This is a genomic window from Shewanella spartinae (assembly GCF_019457555.1).
GTDB lineage: Bacteria > Pseudomonadota > Gammaproteobacteria > Enterobacterales > Shewanellaceae > Shewanella > Shewanella loihica.
Genome location: NZ_CP080418.1, coordinates 956,508 through 975,730 on the forward strand (window position 1 = coordinate 956,508; position 19,223 = coordinate 975,730).

A 19,223-nucleotide genomic window follows, 5' to 3' on the forward strand; every position below is an offset into this window, starting at 1 on the left:
CCTGTTTATGCTAGGGCCTGTAGACCTAGACGTCCCAATGTCTGTTATCTCACTATAACCCAAAAATGTTTCGCTACCAGGCCCTTATCCTGTTTTATCTATTCTGCTTACGAGGGGCTGACTAGATCTACCAATGTTAGGGATTTGGCTGCATAGCTTCCTGCACCCGGATACATTCCTGCTCGGCGGCTATGGTTCGATTGATGCCTCTCAGGGTAGTTGGGCTATAGCCTTCTGGCTTATCGAGCAGTGCCTGCAGCCTGAGTAGGCTGGCGTAACTGCAGCTCCTGGGCAGCAGGTTAGCCGTATAGCTCTGCATGAATGCCTGGCTGTTGCGTTTGTCCACCTCGGCAAGATCTGCCAGACGCTGCTCGGCGCTGGCCTGACTCAGGGCCTTCTGCTCGCTGGGGTAGAGGTGGCGCATCACCTGAGTTAATTTTTCCAGCAGCTGAGGATCGCTCTCCTTGCTGTGGGCCTGAATGCGCTCGAACCACTGGCGTTTCTCCTTGGCGCTGGGACGGGCCACCAGGGCGCCGAGCGCCGCCGTTTGCCCCTCGGGCGAACTATCCTTCTGTTTCTCCTTGAGTAGCAGGCGTTCGCTGCCCAGGTAGTCATAGCGATTGAGGTGGGTGATTATCTGCCAGCGGCGCTCTGGTGTGAGCGTGATGCCGGGCAGTGACTCTCTCTCATCGAGCAGCGCAGCAAGGTGACTCTTGGCCTGATGACTGACGGCAAAGTGCAGGTAGTTGTCGAACCACAGAGATTGCAGCGCGGGATCAGCCTTGTTGCTGATGGTCAGGCGCAGGCTCATCTGGGCGATGGCGTTGAGGGCCTGACGGCTATAGCGCTGCTGATTGGGACTCATCTGCTCCAGCAGGGCTTTGGCCTGTTTAAGCTGGCCTTGAGCACCGACCAGCACCTGGGGATCGGTTTCAGCTGGCAGGTTCACCAGGGTACTGCCGATAAAGCGGGGCAGGGGAAGTTCGCCGGCCAGCACAGACTCCCACAGGGATTGCCACAGCATGCGTCTGAGATCGGCTTCTTCCAGGCTGCCAAGGTGCAAGAGAGCCGTCTCTAGGGAGGCCTTGTCCAGCTTGACCCTGACGTAGGCCTTGTTCTGATAGTTGCTAAACACCAAGTCGGGACAGCGCACACCCTTGAGGCGCTTGGCCTCGGTGCTCGCGCCCTGATAATCGACTTCGCTCACCAGATTCTTGTGCAGGCCATGTCGCCCCAGGGTAAACAGACCTAGCTTTACCCTCTGTGTGCTAGCCAGATCGCCATTATGCTGTTTGAGGTCAAAGCGCGATATGCGATCGCCTGCGCAGCTGAATGCCGCCTCAAGACGGGTGACGCCGGCGCGCTTAAAGGCCGCCTGGCTCCACTGGCTCAGGGGCTGTTTGGTAACCTGCTCTAGGCTCGAAATAAAGTCATTTAGGTCGGCATTTTGCAGGGCAAAGCGCTCGAGATAATTGCCTATGCCCTGGTAGAAGCTGGTATCGCCCAGCATAAATTTCAGCTGATTAAGTTGGGCGATCGCCTTGTTTTGACTCGGCAGGGGATCTTGCGAAAACAGCTCCAGGCTGTTGGCGATCTGCTGCTCTACCTGCTCGGGGCTGCGGATAAAACTCTGTTGCTCTTCGGCCTGAGTCTGGCCAAACAGCTGGGCCTCGCCGTCGTCGGCAACCAGATAGGCCAGACTCTGATTGAGCCAGAGCTGATCCCACCACTTGAGGGTGACCAGATTGCCCAGCCACTGCTCTGCCAATGCCCGCAGGATATCACGGCGAGGTGTGCCCTGAGGCAGGCTTCGCTCATCGAAGCTGGTCTGTGCCTGACTGGCGCGAAACTCACTCGGCAAGTGAGGCACGATTGCCTGAGTGTAGTGACCGAAGGGGTACTTGCTGCCAAGACGCTGCTGATAATAGCTAAGGGCCTGCTGGGTCTGTGATAGCCAGGTCTCGGCATCGATTGACTCTGCCTGGGACTGGCGGGAAAAAAGCTGCAGCGCTATGCCCTCGGCCTCACTCTGCCAGGTCTGATAAGGCCCCGCGAGCAGGGAGAAGTTGTGGGGGCTGACCGGCTCGCTCTGCACAAACTGCCACAGACTGCTCCCGCCTGCTGGCTGATGGCTCTCGCCTACAGTCTGACGGCTCTCATCTACGGGCTGACGGCTCAGCACCTTGGCTGCGCTGGCGACCTGCCAGTCGCTGGGTGCCAACACGCTCAGCCGATAGCTGGCCCTGAGATCTGGCTGATCAAACTGCGGCGCCAGGGTCTGGGCGCTGGAGGGCAGGAAATGGCTGTAGAGATAGCGAAGACCATCCTTAGGGTCGATAAACTCGATAAGCCCTTGGTCTTCATGGCTGTAGGGACTGCTAAAGTCCACCTTTATCAGGTTGGCGCCGCCCTGTAGCAGGCTGGCCGGGATCACCAGCCTGTGGCCATCATAGTTGGGGTAAAGTTTCTGGCCGTTGATGACAAGTTGACTGATGAGCGCCTGCTCCAGATCTAGGCTCAAGGCCTGCTGGGTGTCGGCTAACTGAAACTGGATCTGCGCCTCGCCCTTGAAGCGTCTCGCCTGGGTAAGGTCGAGGTGCAGCTGGTAGCTGACCTGACTAACTCTGCTTGCGCGCTGCTTGGCGATACTGGCGCTGATGCCGAGGGACTTATCGCTGCGCTGTTGGCTGCCGGGGGAGGTGCTTTGACATGCGCCGATAAGGAGGCAGAGGAGGAGGCTAGCGCACAGGGAAAACAGTCTCAAAATGGGTCCTTCTTATTCTATATGCTAGAGGGCTTGTCGGTTTGGCTGGCAGTCAAGGGGCGGGTAAATAGCCGCATCACGAATGAGTGCCAAAGGCCGCCACATTCTACCCGACTCTACCGCTCGGCAGTAGAATTTATCGACAAAAATTCTGTACCTTCACCTGCTTTTGGCGATTGCTCGCCGATGACAAGGCATAAAAAAACCAGCGCTGGGCTGGTTTTTTAAAGGAGATGCAGACTTACATGCCGAGGAAAGACTTCGACTTGGTCTTGCGGATCTCTTTCTCGTCAGACCATTCGATCAGGCCGGTTTCCAGATCCATCAGGCGCATGGTCATCTTGTAGTAGACATCCTTAGTGCTGCCATCTTGCTTAACTATGCTCGACAGGTTGCCGTACAGCATATACTGAGCACCGATCTGACGGCCGAAGTTGATGGCGGTCGATGGGTCGACCATGCCGGCATTGTTTTGATAATCCAGTTGCTTGCGTACCGTGTCGACCTTAGTCATGTCGATGAAGCGGAACTTACCCGAGCGCAGCAGCTTGTTGCTGATGGAGTCGGTAACCGATTCGGTGTCGATATGCTCTGAGGTCTTGTTCTTAATCTTGTCGACGAAGATGACGGGACGATCTTTGGCTGTCATGGCGACCACTGGCGGGAAGCTCAGCATGCTGTCGACCATCTTGGCAGTGATCGCCTGAAGATCCGTAGAACCGAAGTTTTCATTAACGGTTTCGACTTCAGTTGCATCACCGTACTGCACCTTAGATTGACAGCCCGCCAGGCCAATCGCCACGGCGATGATAAAAATGAGGTTGAATTTTTTCATAAAAATACCGATTCCTTAGTCTTGATTAGATGATTATTGAATAAAAACGGGTGAAATTACCAGTCTCAATTATCCAAATTAATGTGGTTTTATCGCTTTGTACGTCAATCGCTTGCGTTTGGGACAGCCCCAGACGGATTTGATACTGGCCCGCATCCAGATAACGCCGTCCTAACTGTGCCTGCTTGGGCAGGGTCAACCAGCTACGCCTGTCGGCCTGCTCTGTGACCACGTTAAAGATCTGCATGGCGATGGCACCGGCATCGAACTCATCATTGCGCCGCTTCGATTCGCTGCGCACGCTGCGGGCCATCTCTGCCTTGGCGTAGATCCTCGCGGCCTGACGAAACAGGGCGCTGGGGAGCTCCTCCTTGAGGGCGGTGATCGCCAAGGCATCGATATTGGCGAGCGGCGCCGTTTGCAGCACAGTGCCCAGGCCGACTATCTCGCCTTGAGGCACGCTTACCCTGCCCGGGGTATAGGTGGCCAGGGAGGCGGTCTGCCAGTTGCCATGGATACGAAACGGCACGGTAAAGCTCTGTTTCTCTGGGACAAATCCCCGCTCGAGCAGGACCACCACCTGGCCCTGTCCCGCCTTTGCCAGCTTGGCGTCGCCCCAACGACGCTTAAATTCTTCATATTGTGGCATGGCCAGTTTCTTGGCCAGACGCACCAGATCTTGTTGCAGGTAGGGGTTGTCAGGAGTTATCTGCGCCGCCTTGCGATAATCGATGAAGGCGTCGTTCTCTTCCCCCAACAGCTCATGCAGCAGGCCTGTGGTGTAGTAACTATAGGCGTTGAGGAAGGAGCTTGTGGTGGTGCCTGCCGCCTGCCCGAGTCGATTGACCTCGGCGTCTATGGTGCCGTTGGCCATCGCCTGTACCGAGGCCTGGGATTTTTGGTATCTGGCCTGTTCGCTCTGTTGTAGCTCGTTGCTGCGCCTGACCTCCACCAGTGCCCCCTGACTGTCTCGGCTAAAGAGATAGTTTAAGGCCTGATATTGGTGCAGCATGATGCGCTCATAACCTGGGCCGCGATAGGGGATAACATTGTCGTTGATAAACAGGCTGCTGGCGGTGGCGCCGAGATCGGATGCGCTGATCACCGCCTGCTCGTCAAACTTGGTGTAGGCGTCGACCGCCTGCTGGTAATAGGCTTTGCTGGCCTCGAAGTTGCCGGTGATCTGGGCGATACGCCCCGCTTCCTGGGCGTACAGCAGTCCATCTTGCCCCGTGATGGCATCATCGAACTGTCGATAGAGGGCGGTATCGCCTTGCCTGCCGAGATCGGCCTTTACCGGTGCCAGCTGAGAGGGGTAGCTGATGAACACGCTGTTAAAGGCGCAGCCCGATAGGGTGAGCGACAAGAGCGCGCCGGCAAATGCCGCGCGGTATCGCCTTGAGACTCGGTTGTATGGGCTGCTTTGGTGTGGCATAGCGGGTCAGATCCTTTGTAAAGCAAGTTCCGTCAAATGGCTCCGCGCCCAGCGCGGCATCGATTTAATAGTGAGGTGGTGGCGTCTCTTCTGCCTGACTGGCGATGTTGCTGGGTTCGACCTGGGAGAGCTTGCTGGTGAGCAGGCGTAACTTCTCCTGTTGATCCGCCAGCAGGTCATTGAGCCTGATCACCTGCTGGTTCAGCGACTCTATGGTGTCATCCTGAAACGCCAGTTTCATCTCAAGATCTTCGATTCGTTGTTCTAGTTGCACCAATTTAATTCCTCTATCAATCGGGCTTGGGCCAGGTCTCCAGCAAGCCATTGCTGCTAAAGCTGATGATCTGCCCATTAATGGTTTCAGCCACAGAGTATACAACGGCGCCCTTGATTTGGGCACGCTCGGTGCGGGTAACTTGCCAGTTGGCGCGCATTTTTCCATCGGCGACCCGCCAAACGCTCACTTCTCTGGCGGGGGTGCCCGTTAGCAGTGTCTGATTATCTTTGGTAAAGCGCGCGGTGGAAAAGTTCATTGTGCGGCGTTTTATTTTAAGCGAAGACACAGGTTTACCTGTCTGGGTCTGCCAGATGTCGGCCTTGTTGGTGCTGTCGGCCGCAAACGCCAGGCTGGCGTCCTGACTCAGGCTCACCTCTAGTATCCGGCTGGGGAGTTGCCACTGGTGCAAAGGCTGGCCCGTATTGGCCTGCCAGAGGAAGACTTTATTGTCGTTGCCGCCCGACAGCGCCCAGCGACCGTCGGCGGACAAGGCCACGCTGTTGACCTTCTCGCTGTGGCCGAGGAACTTGATTAAGGTATCTGTCTGGTGATTGAGGGACATGACGCTGCCGTCGGTGAGGCCGATGAGCAGGGTACCGTTATTGGCCAGCGCCAGACACTGACCGTTGGCGGGCAGGGACCACCATCCCAAGGGTTGACCGTCGTCCATGTTCCACAGGGCAACAGAGTCGCGGCTGAGGGAGGCGGCATATTTCAGGTTGTCCGACAGCGCTGTGGCTATGGCTGTGCCGCCCGCTTTGCCGTGGAGCCACTGATATTTAAGCGTTTTTTTTGTGAGGTCCCAGAGCTGTAGGTTGTTGCTGGTGGTGCTGACCAACAGATATCGGGCCTGGGGGGAGAGGCTAGCGTCATAGCTGGGTTCGGCGACCAGGCTGCTCACCTCGGGCTTAGGCTGGCAAGCGCTCAGCAGGAGCGTACAAGCAATCAGTGTACAAAAATGTAGCAATCTGGTTCTGCTCATGAACTTGTTCCTGGTTGCGTTGTCTCTAGCTCAAAGGTTTTCGCCTGGCGCAAGGGCGCCAGGCGACATTGATGAAACTTAATCAATGTAATTGGTATATGTTAATTAACTAGTATAAAGTGGTTCGTCTTAGAAGAGTAAGGTTATTGTAACCACAAGAAAATGCTGAGGAAGCTTTAATGAAGTCCATTTATAAAATGTCACTGGTCGCGTTGGCGGTGGTTGGTCTAACTGCTTGTAACCAAGAACAAAAAGTAACAAAACCGGCAGAAGTTAAACTTGAGACCCAAGCGCAGAAGCAAGCCTATAGTGTAGGTGCGTCTATCGGTAAATATATGTCTGGTCATATCAAAGAGCAGGAAGAACTAGGTCTACCAGTGGATCGTAGCCTGATCATTCAAGGCTTTAGCAATGGTCTGAACGATGAGCTTAAGCTGACTGAAGAAGAGATGCAGACAGTACTGCAAGGCCTAGACGAGCAGCTAAATGAGAAGCGTCAGGCGCAAGCCACTGCACTGGCAGAGAAAGCCAAGGCTGAGAGCGCGGCTTTCTTAGAAGCCAACAAGGCAAAAGAAGGCGTAACGACCACAGATTCAGGTCTGCAGTATGAAGTGATCACCGAAGGTACTGGCGACAAGCCAAGCGCCGAAGACACGGTTGAAGTGCACTATGTGGGCACACTGATCGACGGCACCGAGTTTGATAGCTCTATCGCCCGTGGTCAGAGCGCTAAGTTCCCGCTAAACCGCGTTATCCCAGGTTGGACCGAGGGTGTTCAGCTGATGTCTGTGGGTTCTAAGTACCGTTTCGTGATCCCAGCCGAGCTGGCCTATGGTAGCCGCGACACAGGTAGCATTCCAGCTAACTCTACGCTGATCTTCGAAGTTGAGCTGCTTTCTATCGAGAAGGCTGCGCCAGCAGCAGAAGAAGCCGCAGCGGCTAAGTAAGCCATGCTGCTATAGGTTTGGAAAGGGGCGCTTAGGCGCCCTTTTTTGTGGCCGAAAGAAAAGACTGTGAGAACCGCATATGTGAACAGCGAGGGGGAATTTTCGCCGCTTAGCGTAAGGGGAATCGGATAACTCTGGCATTGTCTCGGCCTTAGGTTAGAATTTGCAAGGTAACCTTGGGGAAGACAGCTTATGGAATATGAATTTCGCCGCAACACATTGACCGGCACCCTGGTGGCTCAGTTCACCATGGATCATGAGATTATGGGGCTTTGGTTCGTCGATGAGCTGGGCGAAGATAAGGCCCTCATCGAGCAGATCGCCTCGACCATAGCGGCGCTGCAGCAGGGTAGGCTGACTGAGCAGCGTTTTGTCGGCCAGGGGATCTCCCTCGAGCTGGATGAAGAGCAGGCCAGAGTATTTGCCAACGCCCTGGAGATGGATGACGACACCCTGCTGGATGAGTCCATGTCCCTGTATGACGGTGAGTCCCAGGCCTTCTGTGGTCTTGAGGATTTTGAGGCGGCGCTCAAGAGCTGGCAAGCCTTCATCGAAGAGAGCCGATAGGCAGGGACTGTACAGGGCAAGTGTGTAGAGAAAGCGTGTATAGAAAGCGTGTAGATAAAGCACGGGAATTCTTGCAAAGAAAAAGGCAGCTCAGGCTGCCTTTTTACGTTTTAGCGCTCTTGAAGTGTTTTGCACAGAGGCTCATTGGTTTAGGTAGCGTACCGCCATCTCGGTGCGTGACTTGGCGTTGGCCTTGCGCAGCAGGTTCTTCACGTGCACCTTGACCGTGCCTTCGCTGATATGCAGCTGCTCTGAGATCACCCGGTTGCTCTTACCTTCGGCCAGTTGCTCGAGGATCTGTAGCTCTCTCGGGGTTAGGTTGTCTATCCAGGCCTGCTCGTCGGCGCCATCTTTCAGCTCATAGATGAAGTCTTCCACCGACTCAGAGATCACTCGGTGACCCTGCATGGCATTCTTCAGCTTCTCCAGCAGCAGATCCGGCTCTGTGTCTTTGAGCAGGTAACCGTCGGCGCCGGCCCTGACCAGGCGGATAACATCTTGCTTGGCATCGGATACCGTGAGGATCACGATGCGGCTGGTGACCCCTTCCTGACGTAAGGCATTGAGGGTATCTAGCCCTGTCATCCCCTTCATGTTGAGGTCCAGTAGTACGATGTCCGGTTCGTTTTCGGCAATTGCCGACAGGGCATCTAGGCCGCTGCCTGCTTCACCAAATAGGGTGAAGTCTGAGTCAGAGGTGATAAGTTGACAGATCCCGCGACGTAGCAGGGGATGATCGTCTACAACCAAAACTGAATATGGTTTGCCCATTTTATTGCCTCCACTGAGGTCTGTTTTATTTAAAAATTAGTATCTTATATCACCAGCATCCCTACTGGCGCGGCTCTTGTTCGGGCGGGAAAAGCAAGGTGACCGTGGTTCCGCCCTGTTCATTGCTGCTGAAGTCTACCACACCCGAGAGGCGACTTGCGCGTTCATGCATGATTCCTATGCCAAAATGTTGATCCCTCTCCTTGAGCTTCTCTAGGCCGACGCCGTCGTCGCTGATGCTGATCTTGACGTTATTGCCGCTGCGGGTGCAACAGATATGAATATGATCCGCCTGGGCATGCTTGATGGCGTTGAGGGTCGCTTCACGGGTGAGCTGCAGCACATGAATGTGTTGATGAGCGCCAAGCAGCTGAATAGGCAGCTTATCTTCCAGGGTGATCTTGGCCGTGGTTTGTCCCCTGAGCTGGTCGAGCATCATCTCGATCGCATGATTGAGGTTGGGATCTTTGATGGTCAGGCGGAAGGTAGATAGCAGCTCACGTAGCTGCACATAGGCGGTGTTGACCCCTTCGTTGATCTCCTTGAGCTGCTCCTCTACCTGGGGGCTGCGGCACTGGCTGTCCAGCCCCTTGGAGAGCAGGTTGACCTGGATCTTGAGAAATGAGAGTAGCTGACCCAGAGAGTCGTGCAGCTCGCGGGCGATCACGCCGCGCTCCTCCATCAGTGCCAGCTGCTGGCGCTGCTCGCCGGCGTTATAGATGACAATAGAGCGGGCCAGCATGATGGCGAAGTTCTCGAACAGGGGATGATTGATCTCACCCAGGGCAGTGACCTCGAGGTAGCCCAGCTCGTTGTCGGCAAATTTTAGCGGGAAACGGGTCTGGCTGCGCGAGGCGATGGGCCAGCCACCGTCGGCATCTATGTAGAGCTTCTCTTTATCATCCTGGGCGATCACCAGGCGCAGGAAGCTGTTGGGTTCGTGAGCCCTGAGCTGATTCAGCGCCTGTTTCAGGGTGCTGATCTCCAGCTTGCCCGAGTGCAGCATCACCAGGTTGTCGTAGAGCAGCTTGAGCTCGTTGTTGGCGCGGGTGAGGGCGAAGGTCTTCTCTTTGACCTGATTCTCCAGGTTGTTATAGAGGGTCGACAGCTCTCTGGCGCTGGTGGCCAGCGCGTTGCTGAGCGAGCTGAGCTCGATATATTCGCTGTCTGGCATGGTGACATCGAACTCCCCCTTAGAGATGGTGTTGGCCGACTCCATCAACTGATTGAGGGGAGTGACCACCTTGCGCTTGGTAAAGCGTACGGCGAAGAAGGCGATCAGCAACATGAGGCCCAGGCCGGTGATCTGGCTGGCGGCCAGGAGCTTGAGCTTGAAGGCGGCGAATTCCTCGGTTTCCAGCACGAAGAGATCTATGGTGTCGACGAAATCTTTGAGGGCGGAGACATAGAGGCGGGAGTTCTCCTCTTCGATATATTGCTTCATCACCTGCCATTTCTGGATAACCAACAGGTATTGGGAGGCGAGATCGTCTGGGGTCATCCAGTCGAGTGAGCGTTTCAGCGCATCCGAGTGGAGTGTGGCCTCAAACTCTCTAATTTTGTCGTCGGCTCCCTCGCTGCCGGAGTTGGCGTAGAACATCAGACGGTAACTCTGCATACGCAGAGAGCCGGAGGCGTTGATGGCTCTGGCGTCTCCCAGGCTATAAGCCAAATTAGCTATGGCGAAGGTGGCAAGTCCACTGGAAAGTAAAATTAAGGCCAGCATTAACCTTAATATGGTGGAGGTGAGGCTGCCTTTCTTCATGTATTAGAACTCATTAAATTATAGGGAAAAATCGGAAATTTGGACTATGATACTTGTTTAGCAATTGCTGATAAAATTAACAAGGTGATAAAAATGTGACCAACAACACATTCACATTATGATCTGCCTCAAGTTTTAACCCGGATACCCCATAAGGGGTATATTTTTAACGGGGTTAAGGGACTAACTTTGGCCTTGGAGATGTTGTGGTTTTTAAGACTACTATAAAAAGTAACACGGAGATGAGATGGTGAGAACATTAACTACAAAAACCTTTGCACTGAGTGCTTTGGTCGCCGCTGGCCTGATGGCTACCGGCGTGATGGCAAGTGACAAGACTGAGCCACGTAACGAAGTCTACAAAGACAAGTTTTCTAAGCAGTACAACAGCTGGCATGACACAGCCGAAAGCAAAGAAGTTGTCGATATGCTTGAAGAAGTTCCTAGCCTGGTTGTATTGTGGGCAGGTTACGGCTTCGCCAAAGATTACAATGCACCTCGTGGTCATATGTATGCGGTAACCGACGTACGTAACACACTGCGTACCGGTGCGCCTAAGTCTGCCGAAGATGGTCCAATGCCAATGGCATGTTGGTCATGTAAGAGCCCAGACGTGCCTCGCGTGATCGAGGAGCAGGGCGAAGATGGCTACTTCACTGGTAAGTGGTACAAAGGCGGCGCAGAAATCGTGAACACTATCGGTTGTTCTGACTGTCACGAGAAAGGCTCTTCTAAACTGCGTATGTCTCGTCCATTTGCCGAGCGCGCCATGGCTACACTAGGCACTCCATTTGACAAGGCTTCTAAGAAAGACAAGCAGTCTATGGTGTGTGGTCAGTGTCACGTAGAGTACTACTTCGAGAAGACCAAAGATCGCAAAGGTTTTGTTAAGTTCCCTTGGGATATGGGAACAACTGTTGAGCAGATGGAAGTCTACTACGACAACATGGAGTTCAAAGACTGGACTCACGCCGTATCTAAGACTCCTATGCTGAAAGCACAGCACCCTGGTTATGAAACTTGGCAGCTAGGCGTACACGGTAAGAATAATGTTACCTGTACCGACTGTCATATGCCTAAGGTGAAGAATGCTGAAGGTCGTAAGTTTACCGACCATAAAGTAGGTAACCCATTCGATCGCTTCGAAGAGACTTGTGCGACTTGTCATACTCAAAGCAAAGAGTTCATGGTTAACCTGACTAAAGAGCGCAAAGTTAAGGTTGCTGACCTTAAGGCACGTGCCGAGTCTCAGCTAGTTAAGGCGCACTTCGAAGCTAAAGCGGCTTGGGATGCGGGTGCAACTGAAGCTGAAATGAAGCCAATCTTAATGGATATCCGTCACGCACAATGGCGCTGGGACTATGCAACCGCCTCTCATGGTGTTGCGGCTCACGCAGCTGACGAAGCGCTTCGCATCCTAGGTACTGCGGTAGATAAGGCTGGTGATGCACGCATCAAACTAGCTCAACTGCTAGCGACTAAAGGTGTTAAGCAACCTATCGCCTTCCCAGATGTTTCTACCAAGGCTAAGGCGCAAGCTGCACTGGGTATGGACATGAACAAGTTGAATGCCGACAAGGCAGAGTTCAAGAAGACTGTTCTTCCTAAGTGGGATGCCGAAGCTAAGAAACGCGAAGCAACTTACTAATTTCTCCCCCCCCTGCATAGTAAAAGCCCCGGTTATCCGGGGCTTTTTTATATCTTCACGACTTTATACTTTCACGATCTTATATTCTCACTGTTTCATTTCCCCACTACTTTATCATCCTCAGCAGGGCCCTGAATCTGTCGCCACTGGCCTCTGCCTGCAGCTCGAACAACAAAGACTCGCTGTTGGTCAGCAAGGCGCCGTGCTGGGTCATCATCTCACAGCCTAACAGCTTGTTGGCCTCGGTTCGCGAGGAGACGGCGTCGGTCACCAAGTGCACCTCATATTCGTTGTCCAGCAGATCCCGGCAGGTTTGATAGACGCAGATGTGGGTCTCTATGCCGGCGAGCAACACCTTGGGCCTGCCATACTGCTGCAGTGCCTGCCTGAAGGGCTCGGCGTGCCAGCCGCTAAAGTGAGCCTTAGGGATAGGCTGATAATGAGGCGTAAGCAGCTCGGCCAATGCCGGGCTGGTTGCGCCCAGCTTATCGGGCAGCTGCTCCAGCCAGATGACAGGGATCTCAAACAGCTCGGCCGCCTTTATCAGCGTGGTGAGCCGGGTTTCCAGTTCTTCAGCCTGGTGCATCAGGGTGGCCAGCTTTCCCTGAACATCGACGATGATGAGTACACATTCCTGTGGTTGCAACATAGGGCGCTCCTCTATGGGTGATGACTCCATCATACCCGGATATTTTCGCCACCCAATCCGTCATAAGTCGAATAGGCGACTGCGCTATTTTTGTGCGCTCTGTGCATAGTCGCACCTAATTGGTGCATTTATATGCAGCATGAAGGACGTCGCTATTACTAAGCTTATGAATGTTAAGGTTTTGTAATGTTGGCCTGATGATTGAATTGCCTTTGGCATCAGCAAGAATACTAAGATGAGTCGGAGGCGGTAATGAAATTAATCAGCGCAATAATCAAGCCATTCAAACTCGATGATGTGCGAGAAGCCATTGCAGGGTTGGGGATTGAGGGGATGACTGTGACCGAGGTGAAGGGGTTCGGACGTCAGAAAGGCCATACAGAGCTCTATCGTGGCGCCGAATACCAGGTGGATTTTCTGCCTAAGGTCAAACTGGATATCGCCACTAAGGCTGAAAACGTCGATCACCTTATCGAGTCCATCGTCGCGGCGGCGCATACGGGCAAGATAGGCGACGGCAAGATTTTCGTGACGGATCTCGATCAGGTGATCCGTATCCGTACCGGCGAACTCGATAACGAAGCACTTTAAGGGGGAATTCCAATGGAAGAGTTAGTAACACTAGGTGCGACAGTATCTGAGTTGAAGTTTGCTCTCGACACCTTTTATTTTTTGATCTCAGGCGCGCTGGTGATGTGGATGGCAGCCGGGTTTGCCATGTTGGAAGCGGGTCTGGTGCGCTCCAAGAACACCACTGAGATCTTAACCAAGAACGTCTGTCTCTACTCTATCGCCTGTATCATGTATTTGGTGGTGGGTTACAACATCATGTATGTGGATAATGCCGAGGGGGGCTGGTTGCCATCGTTCGCCAGCCTCATTGGTGCTCAGGCAAGTGACGCCGACCACGCGCTGGAATCGGATTTCTTCTTCCAGGTGGTGTTTGTGGCGACCGCTATGTCTATCGTCTCGGGCGCCGTTGCCGAGCGTATGAAGCTGTGGGCCTTCCTGATCTTCTCTGTGGTCATGACTGGGGTTATCTATCCTGTCGAAGGTTACTGGACCTGGGGCGGCGGTTTCCTCTCTGAGGCTGGATTTGTCGACTTCGCCGGTAGTGGCATAGTACACATGGCGGGCGCGGCTGCGGCTATCTCGGGTGTCTTGTTACTCGGCGCTCGTAAGGGCAAGTATGGCCCTAACGGTCAGGTGAATCCTATCCCTGGTTCTAACCTGCCGATGGCAACCTTAGGCATGTTCATCTTGTGGATGGGGTGGTTCGGCTTTAACGGCGGCTCTCAGCTTTTGGTGTCTGACGCCGAGAACGCGTCGGCGGTGGCGAAGATCTTCGTTAACACTAACTCTGCAGCCGCCTTCGGCGCCGTCTCTGCCCTAGTGGTCTGTAAGATGGTATGGGGTAAGGCGGACTTGACCATGATCTTAAACGGCGCCTTGGCGGGCCTGGTGGCGATCACCGCAGATCCTTTGTCGCCATCACTGCCTCTGGCCGGGGTTATCGGCATGGTTGCCGGCGGTCTGGTGGTCTTCTCTATCGTGATGTTCGACAGAGTCAAGATTGACGATCCGGTCGGGGCGATTTCGGTGCACGGTGTTGCTGGCCTGTTCGGTGTGATGTTGGTGCCGCTGTCAAATGCCGATGCGACAGTCTTGGGTCAGCTATATGGCGCCTCGGTCATCTTCGCCTGGGTATTCGGGGTTTCCTTCGCGGCCTGGTATATCCTCAAGATCACCATGGGGATCCGTGTCTCCGAAGAGGAAGAGTATAACGGTATGGATGCATCGGATTGCGGCATCGATGCCTACCCAGAGTTTGTCTCACTCAAGAGCGCCAGTTAACGGCAGTCAAAACAGATTGCCGAAACTGATAGTAGAATTAACAGGGTCCGTACCTCATGGTGCGGACCCTGTCTTTTGTATTATGCTATCGAAAAGTATGGTGTGAGGAGCGCTAACATGAAGCAGTCTCTCTGGGTGTTGTTGTCGTTACTGGTCTCAATTCAGCTGCAGGCGGGACAGGTGGTGGTGCGTAAGTCGAGCGAACCCTTCGACGCCTTCGCCGTGCGCGACAAGGTGCAGCAGGACTTTGAGTGGCGGGAATCCCTGCGTTTGCAGCAGCAGATCCAGATATTACAGAGTCTGCCCTTGGGCTGCGTGCTGTTTAAGTCGCCCTATGCCTACTATCGTTGCGGCGCGAGTTTTTATCGCCCCTATCTGTATCAAACCGAGGGCCTAGACCCTCAGCAGCTCTATATTCAGGTCGATCCGCCAGTATCTCAGTGATTGTTAATATTTTGTAACGCTTTGCGTGGGGCAAAATGAAAAAGCCTACTTTATGATAGATCTTACGGTGCTCTCATCAGCGTAGGTTTAATATGAAAAGGCTAATTGAGTATAAGCGCGCTATCTTGTTGTTATTCTTCATAGTGAGCGGTTGTGCCAGCGGCCCGGGTAAGGAAACCCTCGCTAATATCGATCAGTACTTTGCCGACGATGAATTCGCGGCGGTTGCGGTTCAGGTTACGCCGGATAAGCTATTTGCGCTGCCGACTCAGGTCACGATCGATCTGCGGCAAGATTATAAGCGCAGCCGAATGGCGCGAGACTATATTGCCGCTAACTTGTGGCTAGCCAACTACATCAACGCCGATAAAGGCGGTTTCAAATACCAAGATAATCTAACAAAGATCCCGGCGGATACCTTTAATGCGCGCGCCGGTAACTGTCTGTCGTTGGTGTTACTCAGTGCCTCGCTTGCCGATGCCTTGGGGGTCGATGTCGAGTTTCAAGAGGTCGAAGTGCCGCCCGTGTGGGACAAGGCAGGTGACTTCTATCTGGTGAATGGTCACATTAATCTGCGCCTAATTCCAAGAGAGACGAGTGATACCTTCCTTGCCGACAAAAATGCGTTGCAGATAGATTTTCTGCCCGAGCGTACCATGCGTGGCTATGCCAAACGGCGAATCGACAGAACCACCGTCATGGCGATGTTCTATAACAATGTCGCGGCAGAGTCTCTGGTGGAGGGACGTTACGACCAGGCCTATGCCTATCTGAAGCAGAGCCTGATGTTAAAGGCCGATTTTATTCCTGCCTTGAATACCCTGGCGATCCTCTATCGCTACAAGGGGTTGGATGATAGGGCGGAAAGTCTCTATAAGCTGGCGCTTTCCCGAGACAGTGAGGATATGAATGCCCTGTTTAACTATGGGGTGTTACTCGCCAGTCAAGACAGGCTAGAGGAGTGGGCCAAGGTGCATAAGACCCTTGAGCTGGTTAGGATCCGCAATCCCTATTACTACTATGACATGGCGCAGCAAGCCTACTCAGAGCATGAATATCAGACGGCGCTCACCTGGTATAAACGTGCGGTAGAGAAGGCCGATTATCGCCATGAGTTCTACTTTGGACTCTCCAGGGCCTATTGGGCCACGGGCGATGAGCGCAGGGCTAAGCTGAATATGCAAAAGGCACTGTCGCTGTCGGTGGATGAATATAATCAGCGACGTTATCAGGCCAAGCTGCAGGCGATGCAGTCCCATCAAGGGATTCATTAGCCTGTTTATTTAGAGAAAAGGTTATTCAAAGAAAAGGTTATTCAGAGACCAGTTTATTCATAGATTAAGTCTTCTATAAACCAAGGCAAACAGGCATGTATGCCTTGGTTTAATGACCGTATAATTAGTTCACTCAATGAATCGCTAGCCGCATAAATAGCTAGCGGGTTACTTGAGATCTAAAGGCATTTTTTCTGGTTCAAGTTCCGACTCAGGCTTAGACACTGGCTCTAGCTCTAGCTCTAGCTCTGGTTCGAGTTCGGGAGCAGAGGGAATGCTTTTCCTCATCTCCTCGGCTTCTTCTCTATCCAATTGCGCAATACCCAGATCTATCTTTTGTGCTATGGACTGACTGTGGCAGGCTATCTTGCGCGGCGCCGCTGCAAATAGTGAGTGGTGAGAGGTTGGCTGCAGTGTGTCGACTCTAAACTTCAGCTGCTCACGGTAGTGTTCGAAGATGCGCCCCTCTAGGATGATGGCATCGACCCGCCCGGAAAACAGCATCATCACCTGACTCTTCTGACTATTGGATTCGCCATATTGTGGGTTACTGAGCGCCATCTGATAGAAGTCTCTACCTAAGTATTGGGTCGCGTTCTGAAACCCCATGACAGAGATCCCGGCCAGATCGGCAACCGAGTCGATGGCCAGTTTATTGCTGGCCAGGGTAAACACGCTGTTTTGGTAGCTGATTAGGCTGCGGGTGTAGTAGAGACCCGCCAAGTTTTCCGGCGCATTGATGAGGCAGTCGACATTGCCACTGGCGACCTGACGAAAGGCTCTCTTATTGGGTGACAGATAGATATGGCCGATCGATAGGGACTGCTTGGCTAACGCGGAGGCGAGACGCTCATATTGAATTCCGCTTTGACCGTTAGCAAAGAAGTAAGGGGGTATGGTGTTGCTGACCGCAAAGGAGATCTCAGTATTAGCATTTTGTGCCAGGAGTGGGTTAGAAACTAGCATAAAACCAGATGCCAGCAGCAATCTTCTCATCGGGGGGATGGTTACCTCAACAGGGGCTGTAGCGCCTTCGGCGCTGTTTCGAGAGCCTCAATGTGACTCTCTTATGACCATTAATAATCTACTATAGATAGGCTTTTGGTCGATTTCCAGATAAATGTTAACACTTTGTTTTGTTACTTCTGTTTTTTCTCGCAGGCTTAGCTGAGGAAGTTTTAAATAAAAATAATAATTTAATCTTATATAACAGATGGTTATTTTTATCTTCTTTATTTTATTAATGTTTGGTTGCAATAGCGGTGGATACTGGATAAATTGAAATCAGTAGTGCAATAGAGAGACCCTTATTTAATCCAGAGCCGGAGTGGAAAATAAATATCATGTATTATCAAACTGATGACGTTCGCATTAATAAAATTAAAGAGTTGTTACCCCCTGTCGCCATTCTCGAGCGATTTCCGGCAAGCGAAAATGCATCGGCAACAGTGTTTAACGCGCGGCAGAATATTCACAATATCCTGAAAAAAGAAGATGATCGTCTGCTGGTGATCATCGGGCCTTGTTCTATCCACGACCCTAAGGCAGCGCTGGAATATGGTGAGAGACTCGCCAAATTGCGCGAGCAATATAAGGATCAACTCGAGGTCGTGATGCGCGTCTATTTCGAGAAACCGCGGACCACAGTGGGCTGGAAGGGTCTGATCAACGACCCTTACATGGACAATAGCTTCAAGCTGAACGATGGCCTGCGCACAGCTCGAAAACTGCTTTTAGATCTCAATGAGTTAGGCGTGCCGACCGCGGGTGAATTTTTAGATATGATCACGCCTCAATATGTGGCGGATCTCATGTGTTGGGGCGCTATCGGTGCTCGCACCACAGAATCACAGGTACACAGAGAGCTGGCATCTGGCCTCTCTTGCCCGGTCGGTTTTAAGAATGGTACCGATGGCACCATCAAGGTGGCTATCGATGCTATAGGCGCCGCCAGTGCGCCGCACCATTTCCTGTCGGTGACCAAGTATGGCCATTCGGCGATCGTCTCCACCAAGGGCAATCCTGATTGTCACATCATTCTGCGTGGCGGCAAGGAGCCTAATTATAGCGCCGAGCATGTGCAGGCGATCAGCGAGCAGTTGGCTATGGCTAACCTGCCGCAAAATATCATGGTGGATTTTAGCCATGCTAACAGCAGCAAACAGTTTAAGCGCCAGATGCTGGTGGGCGAAGATGTGGCCAGCCAGGTGAGCGCCGGTGAGCGGGCGATTTTCGGTGTGATGGTTGAGAGTCACCTGGTTGAGGGACGTCAGGACTATATCGAAGGGCAGCCGTTGTGTTACGGCCAGAGCATCACAGATGCCTGTATCGGTTGGGAAGATACCGAAATCTTGCTGGCAAATTTGAATCAGTGTGTGCTCGAGCGCCGCGGCTAATGCTATGCCAGCTTTGCCCAAGGTTTTGTTGGTTGCAGAGTTAGTTACAGTCGCTTGATGCTATGTCGACCCTAATATGAAAAAGGAAGCCAATTGGCTTCCTTTTTTGCGTTCTGCTGGCCTGTTTATTTGGCTTGTTGTTTCACCAGATATTCGTTGGCTTTAGCAAGACTGCCAAAAGACGATATTAAATTGTTTTGACCCTTTTGTTGGATTTCTGGGCTGTTCGATTCTGTCATCATCCATACCCAAGTTTGTACCAATGGCAATGGAGGGTATTGCACGTCAGATGATTGTGGCATATCGGCTTCCTTTAAAAATTTGGGGTTATTCCCGCTCTGCTTTTTACTCAGCTTGAACTGCCTTAAGCTGATCTTGAGATTATCAAAATCTCCGGCAAGAGATAACAATAATTACCCCGTTGAAACACTAAACTGATAATTATTCTCTCAAGAATAATGCTTTTTTCTGGTTTTGCCATCATTTAATCAGTCAAAAGTTGTACCTGTTTGTACGGGGGACTGCACCAAAAGTCTGATATTGACCTCCTTATCTAAGGCAAAATGCTAACCCCTTGGCAAAGGCGGATAATTGAGCTAGTGGCGGGTAAGCCTA

At 52.7% G+C, this 19,223-nt stretch carries 18 protein-coding genes; 8 read left to right on the plus strand and 10 right to left on the minus strand.

Features of this window, described 5'->3' with window-relative positions; all coding sequences use genetic code 11:
- Positions 1–136 precede the first annotated feature (136 nt).
- From K0I31_RS04250 to K0I31_RS04270, 5 genes are all read right to left on the minus strand, one after another.
- Positions 137–2,764 (minus strand): ERAP1-like C-terminal domain-containing protein, encoded by a 2,628-nt coding sequence (locus tag K0I31_RS04250; protein ID WP_220080022.1) that lies wholly within the window; start codon positions 2,762–2,764, stop codon positions 137–139.
- Between the two features lie 241 nt (positions 2,765–3,005).
- Positions 3,006–3,599, minus strand: a complete 594-nt coding sequence (lpoB, locus tag K0I31_RS04255; protein WP_011864642.1) for a penicillin-binding protein activator LpoB — start codon at positions 3,597–3,599, stop codon at positions 3,006–3,008.
- Positions 3,600–3,624: 25 nt separating this feature from the next.
- Positions 3,625–5,034, minus strand: a complete 1,410-nt coding sequence (locus tag K0I31_RS04260) for a COG3014 family protein (protein ID WP_258406571.1) — start codon at positions 5,032–5,034, stop codon at positions 3,625–3,627.
- A 64-nt stretch (positions 5,035–5,098) separates the two neighbouring features.
- The gene (locus K0I31_RS04265; protein ID WP_011864644.1) at positions 5,099–5,311 is read right to left on the minus strand and encodes a SlyX family protein; all 213 of its coding nucleotides are present in this window, start codon (positions 5,309–5,311) and stop codon (positions 5,099–5,101) included.
- 13 nt (positions 5,312–5,324) lie between these two features.
- Positions 5,325–6,293: a WD40 repeat domain-containing protein gene (locus tag K0I31_RS04270; protein WP_220080023.1), complete on the minus strand. Its 969-nt coding sequence runs from the start codon at positions 6,291–6,293 to the stop codon at positions 5,325–5,327.
- A gap of 179 nt (positions 6,294–6,472) precedes the next feature.
- Between K0I31_RS04270 and fkpA the strand changes: the two genes are divergently transcribed.
- Both fkpA and K0I31_RS04280 read left to right on the plus strand, forming a co-directional pair.
- The gene (fkpA, locus tag K0I31_RS04275) at positions 6,473–7,240 is read left to right on the plus strand and encodes an FKBP-type peptidyl-prolyl cis-trans isomerase (protein WP_011864646.1); all 768 of its coding nucleotides are present in this window, start codon (positions 6,473–6,475) and stop codon (positions 7,238–7,240) included.
- A gap of 192 nt (positions 7,241–7,432) precedes the next feature.
- Positions 7,433–7,807, plus strand: a complete 375-nt coding sequence (locus K0I31_RS04280) for a YacL family protein (RefSeq protein ID WP_220080024.1) — start codon at positions 7,433–7,435, stop codon at positions 7,805–7,807.
- A 141-nt stretch (positions 7,808–7,948) separates the two neighbouring features.
- Here the strand turns inward: K0I31_RS04280 and K0I31_RS04285 are convergent, their stop codons facing one another.
- Positions 7,949–8,578, minus strand: coding sequence for a response regulator (locus K0I31_RS04285; protein ID WP_011864648.1), 630 nt, complete (start codon positions 8,576–8,578; stop codon positions 7,949–7,951).
- Between the two features lie 61 nt (positions 8,579–8,639).
- Positions 8,640–10,343 carry a nitrate/nitrite two-component system sensor histidine kinase NarQ gene (gene narQ, locus K0I31_RS04290; protein WP_144203927.1) on the minus strand — a complete coding sequence of 568 codons (1,704 nt, stop codon included), beginning with the start codon at positions 10,341–10,343 and terminating at the stop codon, positions 8,640–8,642.
- A 247-nt stretch (positions 10,344–10,590) separates the two neighbouring features.
- Between narQ and nrfA the strand changes: the two genes are divergently transcribed.
- A complete protein-coding gene (gene nrfA, locus K0I31_RS04295) occupies positions 10,591–11,991 on the plus strand; it encodes an ammonia-forming nitrite reductase cytochrome c552 subunit (protein ID WP_011864650.1) in 1,401 nt (466 codons plus the stop codon).
- A gap of 106 nt (positions 11,992–12,097) precedes the next feature.
- On the opposite strand, the gene K0I31_RS04300 is transcribed toward nrfA, so the two are convergent.
- Positions 12,098–12,640, minus strand: a complete 543-nt coding sequence (locus K0I31_RS04300) for a hydrolase (RefSeq protein WP_220080025.1) — start codon at positions 12,638–12,640, stop codon at positions 12,098–12,100.
- Positions 12,641–12,892: 252 nt separating this feature from the next.
- Between K0I31_RS04300 and K0I31_RS04305 the strand changes: the two genes are divergently transcribed.
- The 4 genes from K0I31_RS04305 (at position 12,893) to K0I31_RS04320 (ending at position 16,212) form a co-directional block, all read left to right on the plus strand.
- Positions 12,893–13,231, plus strand: coding sequence for a P-II family nitrogen regulator (locus tag K0I31_RS04305; RefSeq protein WP_011864652.1), 339 nt, complete (start codon positions 12,893–12,895; stop codon positions 13,229–13,231).
- Between the two features lie 12 nt (positions 13,232–13,243).
- Positions 13,244–14,494 (plus strand): ammonium transporter, encoded by a 1,251-nt coding sequence (locus K0I31_RS04310; protein WP_011864653.1) that lies wholly within the window; start codon positions 13,244–13,246, stop codon positions 14,492–14,494.
- A 117-nt stretch (positions 14,495–14,611) separates the two neighbouring features.
- Entirely contained in the window at positions 14,612–14,938 is a 327-nt protein-coding gene (locus tag K0I31_RS04315; RefSeq protein WP_220073220.1) for a hypothetical protein, read from the plus strand.
- 92 nt (positions 14,939–15,030) lie between these two features.
- The gene (locus K0I31_RS04320; RefSeq protein ID WP_011864655.1) at positions 15,031–16,212 is read left to right on the plus strand and encodes a tetratricopeptide repeat protein; all 1,182 of its coding nucleotides are present in this window, start codon (positions 15,031–15,033) and stop codon (positions 16,210–16,212) included.
- 168 nt (positions 16,213–16,380) lie between these two features.
- Here K0I31_RS04320 and K0I31_RS04325 read toward each other — a convergent pair whose 3' ends face one another.
- Positions 16,381–17,178: a substrate-binding periplasmic protein gene (locus K0I31_RS04325; protein WP_258406572.1), complete on the minus strand. Its 798-nt coding sequence runs from the start codon at positions 17,176–17,178 to the stop codon at positions 16,381–16,383.
- A 377-nt stretch (positions 17,179–17,555) separates the two neighbouring features.
- Here K0I31_RS04325 and aroG point away from each other — a divergent pair, with 377 nt between their 5' ends.
- A complete protein-coding gene (aroG, locus tag K0I31_RS04330) occupies positions 17,556–18,608 on the plus strand; it encodes a 3-deoxy-7-phosphoheptulonate synthase AroG (RefSeq protein WP_220080027.1) in 1,053 nt (350 codons plus the stop codon).
- A gap of 125 nt (positions 18,609–18,733) precedes the next feature.
- Here the strand turns inward: aroG and K0I31_RS04335 are convergent, their stop codons facing one another.
- Positions 18,734–19,018, minus strand: coding sequence for a hypothetical protein (locus K0I31_RS04335; RefSeq protein WP_041406420.1), 285 nt, complete (start codon positions 19,016–19,018; stop codon positions 18,734–18,736).
- Between the last annotated feature and the right edge of the window lie 205 nt (positions 19,019–19,223).